Raw genomic sequence first — 14,051 nt, forward strand, 5'->3', positions numbered from 1 at the left:
TCTTGCTATCCAGCCTCTATTTGCGCACTTAGACTCAGGCCCATTCCCACACAGGTAAGCCGCCATGTCCGAGACGCTGCTCAGTTCCCGCAATCTGGCTTTCGAGCTGTATGAAGTCCTCGATGCCGAGGGCCTGACCCAGCGCGAGCGGTTTGCCGAACACAACCGTGAAACCTTCGACGCCGCCATCGGCACCGCCCGCAGCATTGCCGAGAAGTTCTTCGCCCCGCATAACCGAAAGGGCGACGAGAACGAACCCCGCTACGAGAACGGTCAGGCGATTCTGATTCCTGAAGTGAAACCGGCGGTGGAGGCCTTTCTTGAAGCCGGCTTTCTCAACGCCGCCCGCAGCTTCGACGCTGGCGGCATGCAATTGCCAACCCTGCTGTCCCAGGCGTGTTTCGCACACTTCCAGTCAGCCAACGCGGCTTCCACGTCGTACCCGTTTCTGACCATGGGCGCCGCCAACCTGATCGAGAGCTTCGGCACCGAGGAGCAGAAACAACGCTTCCTGCAACCAATGATCGAAGGCCGCTTCTTCGGCACCATGGCCTTGACCGAGCCCCATGCGGGCTCATCGCTGTCGGATATTCGTACCCGCGCAGAGCCGGCGGCTGATGGCAGCTATCGCCTCAAGGGCAACAAGATCTTCATCTCCGGCGGCGATCACCCGCTATCGGAGAACATCGTGCACATGGTGCTGGCCAAGCTGCCGGACGCACCTGCCGGGGTGAAGGGCATTTCGCTGTTTATCGTGCCCAAGTTCCTGGTCAACGAGGACGGCAGCCTGGGCAAGCGCAACGATGTGCTGCTGGCCGGGCTGTTTCACAAGATGGGCTGGCGTGGCACCACCTCGACCGCGTTGAATTTCGGCGATAACGGCGAGTGCGTCGGCTACCTGGTGGGCCAGCCGCATCAGGGCCTGAGTTGCATGTTCCAGATGATGAACGAAGCGCGGATCGGCGTGGGCATGGGCGCGGTGATGCTGGGTTACGCCGGCTACCTGTATTCCCTGGAATATGCCCGTGAACGTCCCCAAGGCCGCTTGCCCGACAGCAAGGATCCCAACACCGCGCCGGTGTCGATCATCCAGCACGCCGATATCAAACGCATGCTGTTGACCCAAAAAGCCTACGTGGAAGGCGCCTTCGACCTTGGCTTGTACGCCGCACGGTTGTTCGATGACACCACTACTCTGCCCAACGAAGCCGAGCGCAAACAGGCCCACGAACTGCTGGACCTGCTGACGCCGATCGTCAAATCCTGGCCGTCGGAGTTTTGCCTTAAAGCCAACGAACTGGCGATCCAGATCCTCGGCGGCCACGGCTACACCCGCGAATACCCGGTGGAGCAGTACTACCGCGACAACCGCCTGAACCCGATCCATGAAGGCACCCACGGCATTCAGTCGCTGGACTTGCTCGGGCGCAAACTGGCGCAGAACGGCGGTGCGGGCTTGAAGCAACTGATCCGCCTGATCGCCGAGACCGGCGCACGGGCACAGGAGTATCCGTCGCTGAATGCCTTGCGGGAACCGCTGGAACAACTGGTGGCACGCCTGCAAGAGGTCACCCTCGGCCTGTTGACGGATCTCGCCCAAGGCAAGGTCAACAGCAGCCTGGCGAATTCGGCGCTGTACCTGAAAGTGTTCGGGCATACGGTGATTGGCTGGCGCTGGCTGGAACAGGCGATTCGCGCCGAGGAAGGGCTGGCCAAGGGCAATGCTGCCGATGTCGCCTTCTATAAGGGCAAGCTCCAGGCCGCCCGGTACTTCCTGACGTGGGAAATACCGGGCTGCCATCATGAACTGGCGATTCTCGAGGCACGCGATGACACGTGCCTGGGGATGCAGGATGAGTGGTTCTAAGGCGTTCCGATTGCCTTGGAAATCACCTCGACCGTGGCGCTGACTTGCTCTTGGTAACGGTCGAGTTCCTGCTGGTGGTGCTTTTGCATTTCGATCTGCTCGGCGCACAGGTTCAGCGCCGCCAGCACCAATAGCTTGTCACCGATCAGCGTCGGGTACTTTTTCTTGGTGGTGGCCAGGGATGCCTTGAGCATCGTCACGGCGCTCATCAGGGTGTTGTCTTCCCCTTCCGGTGCCTTGATCGAGTAATCCTCACCGAGAATCGAAACGACCTTTATCCCTTCATTCATGCGCCGACAGGACCTGCGCTCACACGCTCAACCAACGCCTGGATACGGGCAGCGGTGGCGCCCTGCTTTTCTTCCTGTTCCATCAGGTTCAGCTGCAAGCTGTCGTTTTCATCCTTGGCGCGAGCCAGTTCGGCCTTGAGGGATTCGTTGGTGCCCAGTAGATCCTGGTTCTGCTGTACCAGGTCGCTGACCAGTTGTTCCAATTGGCTGAGGGATGCTTCTAACATTTTGATTTCTCGGGCTTTTTCAAAGGGCGGTGACGATAAAGAAAATTCACCTCGGATGCCAGGGTTATCCCTGGCGCGGGGCCTTGATTTTACAGGGCAGGCCACGCTTTCGAGCCTTAGTGACTGCATTTATGGCATCTGGTTCCTGAATCCCGTCGGCCCGCCCCGATCTGCGACAAAAGCGCGCACCCCCTCAAGACTTTAGTCGTATGACCGATAGGTCATGGACACCCCGCTCAAACCCCGCATGGATCGCGCTTCTCCCCAGGATCACAACATGTCTCTTCGTAATATGAATATCGCGCCGCGGGCCTTTCTCGGCTTCGCGTTGATTGGCGCGCTGATGTTGTTTCTCGGTGTGTTCGCCCTGAACCAGATGAGCAAGATCCGTGCGGCGACGGAAGACATCACCCTTAGCAGCGTGCCGAGCATTCGCGCCCTGGACGAGTTCACTCAACTGACCCTGCGCCTGCGGGTGCTGTCGTATCGCCTGCTGACCAACCGCGAGCCTGACGTCCAGCAAAAGACCCTTGAGTCTTTTGACGTGCGCAATCAGCAGATTCGTACGGCCCAGGCGGTCTACGAGAAGTTGATCGACAGCAGCGAAGAACGTGCTGCCTACGACGAATACGTGCGTCTGCTGGCCCAGTACCATCAGATTGAAGAGCGCATGAAGAGCCTGTCACGGGCCAATCAGGTGGAAGAGCTGCGCACGCTGCTGAATACCGAGCTGCTGAACAACTCGGATCAGGTCAACGCCGTACTGAACCGCCTGCTGGACATCAACAACAAGATGGCGCTGGCCACCAACCAGCAAGCCGCCGACCAGTACGACATGGCGTTTGAGCTGGTGGTGATCCTGCTGATCCTGGCCACTGCATTGACCATGCTGTTCGCCTGGCTGCTGACCCGCAGCATTACCCAGCCGATCGCCCAGGCCCTGGATGCCGCCGAGGAAATCGCCGAAGGCAACCTGACGCGCCCGATCAAGGTGGAAGGCAACGACGAAGCCGGCCGACTACTGTTGGCAATGGCCAAGATGCAGGACAAATTGAAGGACACCTTGCAGCGCATTTCCGGCTCGGCCACCCAATTGGCCTCCGCCGCGGAAGAGCTGAATGCCGTGACCGACGAAAGCGCCCGTGGCCTGACCCAGCAAAACAACGAAATCGAACAGGCCGCCACGGCGGTGAACGAGATGACCAGCGCGGTTGAAGAAGTGGCCCGCAACGCGGTCAGCACTTCCGAAGCCTCGAAGAACGCCACGTCGTCTGCGGGCGATGGACGTGATTTGGTGCAGGAAACCGTCAGCGCCATTGAACGCATGAGCAGCGACGTGCAAGCCACTGCCACCTTGATCGGCAACCTGGCGGAAGAGTCCCGGGACATCGGCAAGGTGCTGGACGTGATTCGTGGCTTGGCTGACCAGACCAACCTGCTGGCCCTGAACGCCGCGATTGAAGCGGCGCGGGCCGGTGAAGCCGGGCGTGGTTTTGCGGTGGTGGCGGATGAGGTGCGGGCCCTGGCCCATCGCACCCAACAGTCCACCAGCGAAATCGAGCGGATGATCGGCAGCATTCAGGCCGGTACCGAGCATGCAGTGGATTCGATGCGCAACAGCACCGAGCGGGCGGAATCGACGTTGAACATCGCCAAGGGTGCGGGGATGTCGCTGGACACCATCAACACTGCCATCGTTGAAATCAACGAGCGCAACCTGGTGATCGCCAGTGCCGCTGAAGAGCAGGCGCAGGTGGCGCGGGAAGTGGATCGTAACCTGGTGAATATTCGTGACTTGTCGGTGCAGTCGGCGACCGGCGCCAGCCAGACCAGTGCGGCGAGCAGTGAGCTGTCGCGGTTGGCGGTGGATTTGAACGGGATGGTGGGGCGGTTCAGGCTTTAACGGATACCGCAGGGCTAAAAATGTGGGAGCGGGCTTGCTCGCGAATGCGGTGGATCAGCTACGCATAACGCGACTGACACACCGCTTTCGCGAGCAAGCCCGCTCCCACATTGAATATGCGCCAGCCATTCAAAACCTTTTTGACAGCACAGCAATTCAACAGGTTAGAATCGCTGGCACGCAGACTGCATGGTCAGTTTGCGCCTCGTCTTTCCTGCTCATGGAGTACTGCCTTTGAATGCGACGACCATCAACAGCCTGTTCTTGATCGGCGCGTTGCTGGTAGGTGCGAGCATTCTGGTGAGTTCTCTTTCGTCCCGCCTGGGGATTCCGATCCTGGTGATCATCCTGGCCGTGGGCATGATCGCCGGCGTCGACGGCGGCGGCATCATCTTCGACAACTACCCGACTGCCTACCTCGTGGGCAACCTCGCCCTGGCCGTGATCCTGCTCGACGGCGGACTGCGAACGCGGGTAGCCAGTTTCCGTGTAGCCCTCTGGCCTGCGTTGTCCCTGGCGACGGTCGGGGTGCTGATCACCACCGGCCTCACCGGCATGGCAGCCGCCTGGCTGTTCAACCTCAACATCATTCAAGGCCTGCTGATCGGCGCCATCGTCGGCTCCACGGACGCCGCAGCGGTGTTCTCGCTGCTGGGCGGCAAAGGCCTGAACGAACGGGTCACCGCCAGCCTGGAAATCGAATCCGGCAGCAACGACCCGATGGCGGTGTTCCTCACCGTCACCCTGATCGACATGCTTGCCAGCGGCCAGACCGGCCTGCACTGGAGCCTGCTGGGCCACTTGATCCGCGAGTTTGGCATCGGCGGCATCATCGGTCTGGGCGGCGGCTGGTTGATGCTGCAGATGGTCAACCGGATCAACCTGGCCAACGGCCTTTACCCGATCCTGGTGATTTCCGGCGGCCTGGTGGTGTTCGCCCTGACCAACGCCTTGCACGGCAGCGGTTTCCTCGCCGTTTACCTGTGCGGCCTGGTGATCGGCAACCGCCCGGTGCGCAGCCGGCATGGCATTTTGCATATGCTCGACGGCATGGCCTGGCTGGCACAGATCGGCATGTTCCTGGTGCTGGGCCTGCTGGTCACGCCCCATGATTTGCTGCCCATCGCGCTGCCGGCCCTGGGCCTGGCGCTGTGGATGATTCTCTTCGCACGGCCGCTGTCGGTGATTGTCGGCCTGCTGCCGTTCAAGGCCTTCCATGGCCGAGAGAAAGCCTTTATCGCCTGGGTCGGCCTGCGCGGTGCGGTACCGATCATTCTGGCGGTGTTCCCGCTGATGGCCGGCCTGCCCCACGCGCAGCTGTACTTCAACCTGGCGTTCTTTATCGTGCTGGTGTCGTTGCTGGTGCAGGGTACGAGCCTGCCGTGGGTCGCCAAACTGTTGAAAGTGACGGTACCGCCAGAGCCGGCGCCGATTTCCCGGGCGGCCCTGGAAGTGCACGTCACCAGCGAGTGGGAGCTGTTCGTCTACCGCCTGGGCGCCGAAAAATGGTGCATCGGCGCCGCCCTGCGGGAGCTGAAAATGCCCGAAGGCACGCGGATCGCCGCGCTGTTTCGTGGCCAGCAACTGCTCCATCCGTCGGGTAGTACGGTGCTCGAAGTCGACGATCTGCTATGCGTAATCGGCCATGAACACAACTTGCCGGCCCTCGGCAAACTGTTCAGCCAGGCACCACAACGGGGCCTCGACCTGCGCTTCTTCGGTGACTTCGTCCTGGAAGGCGACGCCCAGCTGGGCGCGGTTTCGGCCCTGTACGGGCTCAAGCTCGAGGGCATCGACCCGGACATGCCACTGAGTCGTTTCATCACCCAGAAAGTCGGCGGGGCACCCGTGGTCGGCGACCAGGTGGAATGGAACAACACCATTTGGACCGTCGCGGTCATGGACGGGAACAAGATCGGCAAAGTCGGCGTCAGATTCCCCGAAGGAAGTCGCCCGGGCCCCGGACTCTTCCTCTAAACTGCGGGGCGACGGCGCGCCAGTCGATGTCGGGACGCCCCCTATTTTTCACCTTGCTCGACCGGTCTCTATGACAACCCTGCGCACTTTTCTCGCCACTGCCCTGCTGGGCCTGACTCTCTGCGTCGGCACCGTACACGCGGCCGACCCGCCCAGCATCGATTCCGTCCAGCAAACCCTGGACAAGCTGCCGGACCGCAAGCTGCCCGACGCCGACATGAAGGCGCTGCAAAGCATCCTGCAGCAAACGCTCACCTTCCTGGGCAACCAGCAGGACTACCAGCAGCGCCTGGTGGACCTCAAGCGCCAGCTCGAAGACGCGCCGCGCCAGACCGTCGACAACCAGCGCGAACTGACCCGCCTCAAGGCCACCAAGGTCATTCCCGTCGCCCAGCGCTACGCCACCTTGCCCGTGCCACAGCTTGAACAACTGCTGGTGCAGCGCACCACCCAGCAAGGCGACCTGCAAAAGGAACTGGCCGACGCCAACAGCCTGACCATCGCGGCCCAGACCCGACCCGAGCGCGCCCAGACCGAAATCAGCAGCAGCCAGACACGTATCCAGCAGATCAACGCGACCCTCAAGGCAGGCAAGGACAACGGCAAGACCCTCAGCGGCGACCAGCGCAACCAGCTGAATGCCGAGTTGGCCGCACTCAACGCCCTGATTCCCCTGCGCCGCCAGGAACTGGCCGGCAACAGCCAACTGCAAGACCTGGGCAACAGCCAGCACGACCTGGTGCTGGAAAAGACCGCGCGCCTGGAGCAGGAAATCCAGGACCTGCAAACCCTGATCAACCAGAAACGCCTGGCCCAGTCCCAGGAAACCGTGACCCAGCAGTCCATCGAAGCCCAGAAGGCCGGGGGCAGCAGCCTGCTCGCCACGGAAAGCGCGGCCAACCTGAAACTGTCCGACTACCTGCTCAAAAGCACTGACCGGCTCAACGAGCTGACCCAGAAAAACCTGCAAACCAAGCAGCAACTGGACAGCGTGACCCAAAGCGACTCGGCGCTGGACGAGCAGATCAACGTGCTCAAGGGCAGCCTGTTGCTGTCCAAGATCCTCTACAAACAAAAGCAGGCCTTGCCGCGCCTGACCGTGGACCGCGACCTGGCGGATGACATCGCCAACATTCGCCTGTACCAGTTCGAGGTCAATCAACAGCGCGAACTGATCAGCACCCCGAGCACCTACGTCGACAGCTTGCTGGCCAACCAGCCGGCCGACCAGGTGACGCCACAACTGCGGCGCACCCTGCTGGAACTGGCGATCACCCGCAGCGACCTGCTGGAACGCTTGAGCCGGGAACTGAGCGCACTGCTCAACGAATCCATCACCCTGCAACTGAACCAGAAACAACTGCTGAGCACCGCCACCACCTTGCGGGCGACCCTCGACGAACAGATGTTCTGGATTCCCAGCAACAAGCCGCTGGATACCGAATGGCTGGAAACCGTACCGGCGCACCTGAGCAAACAGGTCAATACCCTGCCGTGGGCCTCCAGCGTCAGCGAGCTGTATGACGGCCTGACCCAGCGCCCGCTGCTGTTCCTGCCCCTGCTGTTGTTGATCGGCGCGCTGCTGTGGCGTCGCAGCTACCTGTATGCCCGGCTGAAAAAAATCCATATGGACATCGGCCACTTCAAACGCGACAGCCAGTGGCACACGCCGGTGGCGATCCTGGTGAATATCGCGCTGGCGATGCCGGTGGCCCTGGGCCTGGCACTCTGCGGCTATGCGCTGCAGATCGACGCCCGTGGGCAAAACGCCAACCTCGGCGCCGCCCTGCTGCAGATCGCCCAGGCGTGGCTGGTGTTCTACACCGCGTATCGGATCCTCGCGCCCGGCGGCGTCGCCGAGTTGCACTTCCGCTGGGAAAAACCCCAGGTCGAATTCCTCCAGGGCTGGGTACGCAAGCTCGGGCTCGTGGTACTGGCGTTGGTGGCCGTGGTGGCCATCGCCGAGCATCAGCCGGCAGCGCTGGCCGACGATGTGCTGGGCATCGGCGTGGTACTGACCTGCTACGCACTGATGGCGTGGCTGCTCGGGCGCCTGCTGCTCAACAGCCCGACTCATGAAAAAGCCTCGCTGTTTCGCAAGGCCGTGGGCCTGGTGTTTACGGCACTGCCGGTGGCGCTGTTTATCGCCGTATGCTTTGGCTACTACTACACCGCCCTCAAGCTCAGCGACCGGCTGATCAACACCTTGTACCTGCTGATGTTCTGGCTGGTGATCGAAGCCACCTTCGTACGTGGCCTGGGCGTAGCGGCACGGCGCCTGGCCTATGCGCGGGCCCTGGCCAAACGCCAGGCCGCCAAGGAAGCCGGTGATGGTGAAGCAGTGATCGAAGAGCCGACCCTGGACATCGAACAGGTCAACGAACAGTCGATGCGACTGATTCGCCTGGCGCTGCTGGGCGGCTTTATCGCTGCGTTGTACTGGGTGTGGTCCGACTTGATCTCGGTGTTTTCCTACCTGGACAACGTCACCCTCTACGAATACACCAGCGGCACCGGCGCCAATATCAGCATGGTGCCCATCAGCATCGGCGACTTGCTCGGCGCCCTGATCATCATCGGCATCACCTTCGCCCTGGCGCGCAACCTGCCCGGCCTGCTGGAAGTGTTGGTGCTGTCCAAGCTCGACCTGGCCCAGGGCAGCGCCTACGCCACCACCACCTTGCTGTCCTATGTGATTGCCGGCGTCGGGTTTGTCTCCACCCTGTCGACCCTCGGCGTGAGCTGGGACAAGTTGCAATGGCTGGTGGCCGCGCTGTCGGTGGGGTTGGGTTTCGGGATGCAGGAAATCTTCGCCAACTTCATCTCCGGCATCATGATCCTGTTCGAGCGGCCGGTACGGATCGGCGACACCATCACCATCGGCAACCTGTCGGGCACGGTGAGCAAGATCCGCATCCGTGCCACCACCATCACCGACTTCGACCGCAAGGACATCATTGTCCCGAACAAGACGTTCATCACCGGGCAACTGATCAACTGGTCGCTGACCGACACCATCACCCGGGTCACCCTGAAGCTGGGCGTGGACTACGGCTCGGACCTGGACCTGGTGAAGGAATTGCTGCTCAAGGCCGCCGCCGAAAACCCACGCGTGTTGAAGGACCCGGCGCCCCACGTGTACTTCCTCAACTTCGGTGAAAGCACCCTCGATCACGAACTGCGCATGCATGTACGGGACCTGGGCGACCGCAACCCGGTGATCGATGAGGTCAACCGCTTCATCAACCGCGAGTTCAAGAACCACCACATCAACATCTCGTTCCGGCAGATGGAGGTTTACCTGAAGAACCTGCATGGCCAGGAATACAAGCTGGTGCCGGTGGAAGAAGAAAACCGGACCATCCTGCCGCCCGCCCAGGACCAGGACCTGCCCGAGCCGCCGCCCGCCAAACTCGACTAAACGCGCTCTCCCCAGCAGAATGGTCGGACATTCTGCTCAGGAGATGGCCGTTGAAAGCCCTCGACGAACTGACCTTCGACAACCGCTTCGCCCGCCTGGGCGACGGCTTCTCAACCCATGTGCTGCCCGAGCCCATCGACGAACCGCGTTTAGTGGTGGCGAGCGAGGCAGCCATGGCGCTGCTGGATCTCGACCCCGCCGTGGCCGAAACACCGGTATTTGCCGAGCTGTTCGGCGGGCACAAGCTGTGGGCCGAGGCCGAGCCGCGGGCGATGATCTATTCCGGGCATCAGTTTGGCTCGTACAACCCGCAACTGGGGGATGGCCGCGGATTGTTGCTGGGCGAGGTGTACAACCAGGCCGGCGAGCATTGGGACCTGCACCTCAAGGGTGCCGGGCAAACCCCGTACTCGCGCATGGGCGATGGTCGTGCGGTGTTGCGCTCGTCGATCCGGGAGTTTCTGGCGTCGGAAGCACTGCATGCGCTGGGCATTCCCAGCAGTCGTGCGCTGTGTGTGATCGGTTCCACCACGCCGGTGTGGCGCGAGAAACAGGAGCGCGCCGCCATGGTGCTGCGCCTGGCCCACAGCCACGTGCGCTTTGGGCATTTCGAATATTTCTACTACACCAAGAAGCCTGAATTGCAGAAGCAATTGGCGGAGCACGTGCTGTCCCTGCACTTCCCGGAATGCATGGAACAGCCCGAGCCGTACCTGGCGATGTTCCGCGAAATCGTCGAGCGTAATGCCGAGTTGATCGCCAAGTGGCAGGCCTATGGGTTCTGCCATGGAGTGATGAACACCGACAACATGTCGATCCTCGGCATCACCTTCGACTTCGGGCCGTTTGCGTTCCTGGACGATTTCGACGCGCAGTTCGTCTGCAACCACTCCGACCATGAAGGGCGTTATTCCTTCAGCAACCAGGTGCCGATCGGGCAGTGGAACCTGAGCGCACTGGCCCAGGCGTTGACGCCGTTTATCAGCGTCGAGGCGCTGCGGGAAACGCTGGGGCTGTATCTGCCGTTGTTCCAGGCCCACTACCTGGACCTGATGCGCCGCCGACTGGGCCTCACCACCGCCGAAGATGACGATCAGAAACTGGTGGAGCGCCTGCTGCAACTGATGCAGAACAGCGGCGTCGACTACACCCTGTTCTTCCGCCGGCTGGGGGATGAATCCGCCGCATTGGCCGTGGCGCGGTTGCGCGACGACTTTGTCGACCTCAAGGGGTTTGATGAGTGGGCGGATCTGTACAAGGCGCGTGCGGAGCGCGACGCCAGCGGCACAGAAGAACAGCGACGTGAGCGGATGCATGGGGTGAATCCGCTTTATATCCTGCGCAATTACCTGGCGCAGAACGCCATCCAGGCGGCAGAGCTTGGGGATTACAGCGAAGTGCGCCGGCTGCATGAAGTGCTGACCAAACCGTTTGAAGAGCAGCCGGGGATGGAACAATACGCCCAGCGGCCGCCGGATTGGGGGAAGCATTTGGAGATTAGTTGTTCTTCATAGCGCGACCTAGATAAAGGTTTCCACTGAAACCCCAAAGCGCTCCGCCAGCCAACGAATCTGCCGCAGGTTGAGTTGGCGTTTGCCACTAAGTACTTCAGAGACAACCGACTGCGCACCAACGCCCGGGAGATCACTTTGGGTCAAGCCATGCTCTCGCATCATTGAACGTAGCACTTCAACGCCACTGGCAACGGGCATCGGCCGGTGCTCGAGATCGTAGGCCTCGATCCAGTCACTGAGGATATCCACCAGGCTCATGAGCGGGCTGGATTCATCTTCGCCTATCAGGTCCAGCAATTCGTCGAGGGCGCTGACCAAGGTATCGTAGTCCGCCTCGTTTCTTGGCTTGCGCAGCAATGGCGAAACAAATTGCCAGTGTTCGGCAGCCTGCCTGATGAGTGCGCTCATCTGATTTTCTCCTTCCATTTACCTTGCTCATATTCACGGTGATCGAACAGGTACTTGATATAAATTCGTTGTACTTGGTAATGCACGAAGGCAATCAACCTCAGCTTATTGCCCCCGATGTCAAACACATGGAACTGCCCGACTTTGTCTGTTGCAGGGAACATTCCTTTCATCGACGCAAAGTCGGCGGGACTGTTGCGTTTCATTCTGCGATACCACTCATCCAGTGCCGTGGCTGAATGCGGCCATCTTTCTTTCGCTTCCCATATCCTTTTTTCGCTGATCACTCGCATGCAACATCCTTATCGCATCTTGCTATGAAGGTTAGTCTTGCCGAAAAAATATCGCAATCTGCGATATTCCTTGGCGGACCAGTGGCGCAATTCCAAGCACCCTTCAACAGCCTAGATACGCCGCGATAGAAGTCACCACCAAAAATGTGAACGCGTACGTCACTGGCGTCGAACCTTGATAAACACCCTTCCCGGCTCCAAATAGAACCCATTGGCCACTTTCACGGAGCCCAGCATGTCCGACTCTCTAGTAATTCCCTGCCCCCACTGCAACGGTCTTAACCGCATCCCCAATGAACGCCTGGGCGATGCGCCTAAATGCGGGCGCTGCAAGCAACCGGTGCTGCTGAGCAAACCCTTTGAGCTGAAACAGGGCGATTACGCCAGCCAGATCAAGGGCGACCTGCCGTTGCTGGTGGACGTGTGGGCCGAATGGTGCGGGCCGTGCAAGTCGTTTGCACCGGTGTTTGAGCAGGCCGCCGGGCAGTTGGCCGGGAAGTGCCGATTGGCCAAGCTCGATAGCGAGGCCAATCAGCAGTTATCCGCTCAGTTGGGGATTCGCTCGATTCCCAGCCTGATCCTGTTCAAGAATGGCCGGGAAGTGGCGCGTCAGAGCGGTGCGTTTCCGTTACCGCAGTTGATGAGCTGGCTGCGCAGTCAGGGCGTTTGAGGTAGCGGGACGCCCCGGTCCATCACCTGCCCCATCAGCAATACGCCCAATTCGCTCAACTGATGAATGGCCAACGCGACATCGCGCTGCTTGCCGGTGAGGTCGTCGGAAAGGTCGAGCAAGAGGGTGGTGACTGAGGAGAAGGTTTCGTAGGTATTGAGGATCAGGGTTTCGGTGGCTTGGCCGGGGCTGACTGTAAAAAGGTACGACGGGGGATTTGGAGTAGCTTTAAACATGGTCGACATTCCTGATTGGAGCCGCCATCTGATCGCTACTAAACGAATTAGGGTGGCAGCTGTACGCAGGTTAGTAGACCGGGAAATGTCGAAGCCGGCGCGCCCGAAGACGCCCTACGCACAGCTACCATCAAGCACAGACTCAGCGCCTGAAAGATGAAGCTTATGCACTTAACGACAAACACTCGGGCTACTAAACCCGATCACTGAGAATTCAGCGACCGAGCAACCTTAGAGACGCCCATCCAGACGCACAAGCCGGCGGATTCTGGCGTAACTGTAGGCAACGGCGCAAGACGACGATTTCCCTGTAGGAACAAAGACCAAATGTGGGAGCGGGCTTGCTCGCGAATGCGGTGAGTCAGTCAATAGAGAATTCGACTGATCCACCGCATTCGCGAGCAAGCCCGCTCCCACATGGGTGATGTGTTGCCTGCTAAATCACGCGTTTTCCAGCAAGTTATGCAACTCCACAAACTGCTGTGTCAGCTTGTGCCGTGGGTCCAGGTGGATCAGCGGCATGTTCGCCTGGTGCGATTCACGCATGCGCACCGAACTGGTGAGGTACACCGGCAGTACCGGCAAACCTTCGGCAATCAATTCATCCAGCATCTGCTGCGGCAGGCTCGCCCGGGCCTGGAACTGGTTGACCACGATGCCTTCCACTTCCAGCCCTTCGTTGTGGTCTTCCTTCAATTCTTCAATCTCTGCCAGCAGGCCATACAGCGCCTGGCGGGAGAAGCTGTCGCAATCGAAGGGGATCAGCACGCGATCAGCGGCAATCAGCGCTGAAACGGCATAAAAGTTCAACGCCGGCGGCGTATCCAGGTAGATCCGGTCGTAGTCCTCGCTCAATTCATCCAGCAGCTTTCGCAGCTTGTTGATCTTGTGCTTGGCCTCGAGCTTGGGCTGCAGGTCTGCCAGTTCCGCGGTGGCGGTGATGACGTGCAGGTTGTCGAACGGGGTTTCGTAGATATCCACCTGGTTCTTCTTCGAAAACGGCCCGGAAGACAGGGTTTGCTTGAAGAAGTCGGCGATTCCCATGGGGATATCGTCGCCGGTCAGCCCGGTGAGGTACTGGGTAGAGTTAGCCTGGGCATCGAGGTCCACCAACAGGGTTCGATAGCCTTCGCTGGCGCTGACCGCCGCCAGGTTGCAGGCAATGCTGGACTTGCCAACACCGCCTTTTTGGTTGAACACCACGCGCCGCATGGAAAAACCTCCGTGTATCAATGAATGACCCGA

12 protein-coding genes are annotated in these 14,051 nt (G+C 60.4%); 6 read left to right on the forward strand and 6 right to left on the reverse strand.

Features of this window, described 5'->3' with window-relative positions:
* The first annotated feature begins 64 nt into the window (after positions 1 to 64).
* Positions 65 to 1,867: an acyl-CoA dehydrogenase gene (locus HX824_RS16260; protein ID WP_177054802.1), complete on the forward strand. Its 1,803-nt coding sequence runs from the start codon at positions 65 to 67 to the stop codon at positions 1,865 to 1,867.
* Here HX824_RS16260 and HX824_RS16265 read toward each other — a convergent pair.
* Entirely contained in the window at positions 1,864 to 2,157 is a 294-nt protein-coding gene (locus HX824_RS16265) for a cell division protein ZapA (protein WP_003209415.1), read from the reverse strand. The two genes, HX824_RS16260 and HX824_RS16265, sit on opposite strands and share 4 nt — an antisense overlap.
* On the reverse strand, positions 2,154 to 2,384 hold the full coding sequence (locus HX824_RS16270) for a hypothetical protein (protein WP_010169256.1): 231 nt from the start codon (positions 2,382 to 2,384) through the stop codon (positions 2,154 to 2,156). The genes HX824_RS16265 and HX824_RS16270 overlap by 4 nt, the downstream gene beginning before the upstream one ends.
* 277 nt (positions 2,385 to 2,661) lie before the next feature.
* Between HX824_RS16270 and HX824_RS16275 the strand changes: the two genes are divergently transcribed.
* From HX824_RS16275 to selO, 4 genes are all read left to right on the forward strand, one after another.
* Entirely contained in the window at positions 2,662 to 4,287 is a 1,626-nt protein-coding gene (locus HX824_RS16275; RefSeq protein WP_177028666.1) for a methyl-accepting chemotaxis protein, read from the forward strand.
* 234 nt (positions 4,288 to 4,521) lie between these two features.
* Positions 4,522 to 6,264 carry a potassium/proton antiporter gene (locus tag HX824_RS16280; RefSeq protein ID WP_008439183.1) on the forward strand — a complete coding sequence of 581 codons (1,743 nt, stop codon included), beginning with the start codon at positions 4,522 to 4,524 and terminating at the stop codon, positions 6,262 to 6,264.
* Positions 6,265 to 6,334: 70 nt separating this feature from the next.
* Positions 6,335 to 9,685: a mechanosensitive channel MscK gene (gene mscK, locus HX824_RS16285; RefSeq protein WP_102604294.1), complete on the forward strand. Its 3,351-nt coding sequence runs from the start codon at positions 6,335 to 6,337 to the stop codon at positions 9,683 to 9,685.
* A gap of 50 nt (positions 9,686 to 9,735) precedes the next feature.
* Positions 9,736 to 11,199 (forward strand): protein adenylyltransferase SelO, encoded by a 1,464-nt coding sequence (gene selO, locus HX824_RS16290; protein ID WP_177054803.1) that lies wholly within the window; start codon positions 9,736 to 9,738, stop codon positions 11,197 to 11,199.
* Between the two features lie 6 nt (positions 11,200 to 11,205).
* Here selO and HX824_RS16295 read toward each other — a convergent pair whose 3' ends face one another.
* Positions 11,206 to 11,607, reverse strand: coding sequence for a type II toxin-antitoxin system HigA family antitoxin (locus tag HX824_RS16295; RefSeq protein WP_008439186.1), 402 nt, complete (start codon positions 11,605 to 11,607; stop codon positions 11,206 to 11,208).
* Positions 11,604 to 11,900 carry a type II toxin-antitoxin system HigB family toxin gene (locus HX824_RS16300; RefSeq protein ID WP_093202502.1) on the reverse strand — a complete coding sequence of 99 codons (297 nt, stop codon included), beginning with the start codon at positions 11,898 to 11,900 and terminating at the stop codon, positions 11,604 to 11,606. Before HX824_RS16300 ends, HX824_RS16295 begins: the two co-directional genes overlap by 4 nt.
* 235 nt (positions 11,901 to 12,135) lie before the next feature.
* Between HX824_RS16300 and trxC the strand changes: the two genes are divergently transcribed.
* A complete protein-coding gene (trxC, locus tag HX824_RS16305) occupies positions 12,136 to 12,570 on the forward strand; it encodes a thioredoxin TrxC (protein WP_003209402.1) in 435 nt (144 codons plus the stop codon).
* Here the strand turns inward: trxC and HX824_RS16310 are convergent.
* Together HX824_RS16310 and HX824_RS16315 are read right to left on the reverse strand one after the other, a co-directional pair.
* The gene (locus HX824_RS16310; protein WP_003209399.1) at positions 12,558 to 12,806 is read right to left on the reverse strand and encodes a DUF6124 family protein; all 249 of its coding nucleotides are present in this window, start codon (positions 12,804 to 12,806) and stop codon (positions 12,558 to 12,560) included. The two genes, trxC and HX824_RS16310, sit on opposite strands and share 13 nt — an antisense overlap.
* Positions 12,807 to 13,247: 441 nt before the next feature.
* On the reverse strand, positions 13,248 to 14,018 hold the full coding sequence (locus HX824_RS16315; RefSeq protein WP_003209397.1) for a ParA family protein: 771 nt from the start codon (positions 14,016 to 14,018) through the stop codon (positions 13,248 to 13,250).
* Between the last annotated feature and the right edge of the window lie 33 nt (positions 14,019 to 14,051).

This window comes from Pseudomonas sp. D4002 (genome assembly GCF_013385665.1).
Lineage (GTDB): Bacteria > Pseudomonadota > Gammaproteobacteria > Pseudomonadales > Pseudomonadaceae > Aquipseudomonas.

What these genes read in the sequence shown, in the direction of transcription:
- HX824_RS16260 (WP_177054802.1), top strand. Translation starts at nt 65, where the DNA reads ATGTCCGAGACGCTGCTCAGTTCCCGCAATCTGGCTTTCGAGCTGTAT.
- mscK (WP_102604294.1), top strand. Translation starts at nt 6,335, where the DNA reads ATGACAACCCTGCGCACTTTTCTCGCCACTGCCCTGCTGGGCCTGACT.
- HX824_RS16270 (WP_010169256.1), bottom strand. Translation starts at nt 2,384, where the DNA reads ATGTTAGAAGCATCCCTCAGCCAATTGGAACAACTGGTCAGCGACCTG.
- HX824_RS16310 (WP_003209399.1), bottom strand. Translation starts at nt 12,806, where the DNA reads ATGTTTAAAGCTACTCCAAATCCCCCGTCGTACCTTTTTACAGTCAGC.
- trxC (WP_003209402.1), top strand. Translation starts at nt 12,136, where the DNA reads ATGTCCGACTCTCTAGTAATTCCCTGCCCCCACTGCAACGGTCTTAAC.
- HX824_RS16295 (WP_008439186.1), bottom strand. Translation starts at nt 11,607, where the DNA reads ATGAGCGCACTCATCAGGCAGGCTGCCGAACACTGGCAATTTGTTTCG.
- HX824_RS16315 (WP_003209397.1), bottom strand. Translation starts at nt 14,018, where the DNA reads ATGCGGCGCGTGGTGTTCAACCAAAAAGGCGGTGTTGGCAAGTCCAGC.
- HX824_RS16300 (WP_093202502.1), bottom strand. Translation starts at nt 11,900, where the DNA reads ATGCGAGTGATCAGCGAAAAAAGGATATGGGAAGCGAAAGAAAGATGG.
- HX824_RS16265 (WP_003209415.1), bottom strand. Translation starts at nt 2,157, where the DNA reads ATGAATGAAGGGATAAAGGTCGTTTCGATTCTCGGTGAGGATTACTCG.
- HX824_RS16275 (WP_177028666.1), top strand. Translation starts at nt 2,662, where the DNA reads ATGTCTCTTCGTAATATGAATATCGCGCCGCGGGCCTTTCTCGGCTTC.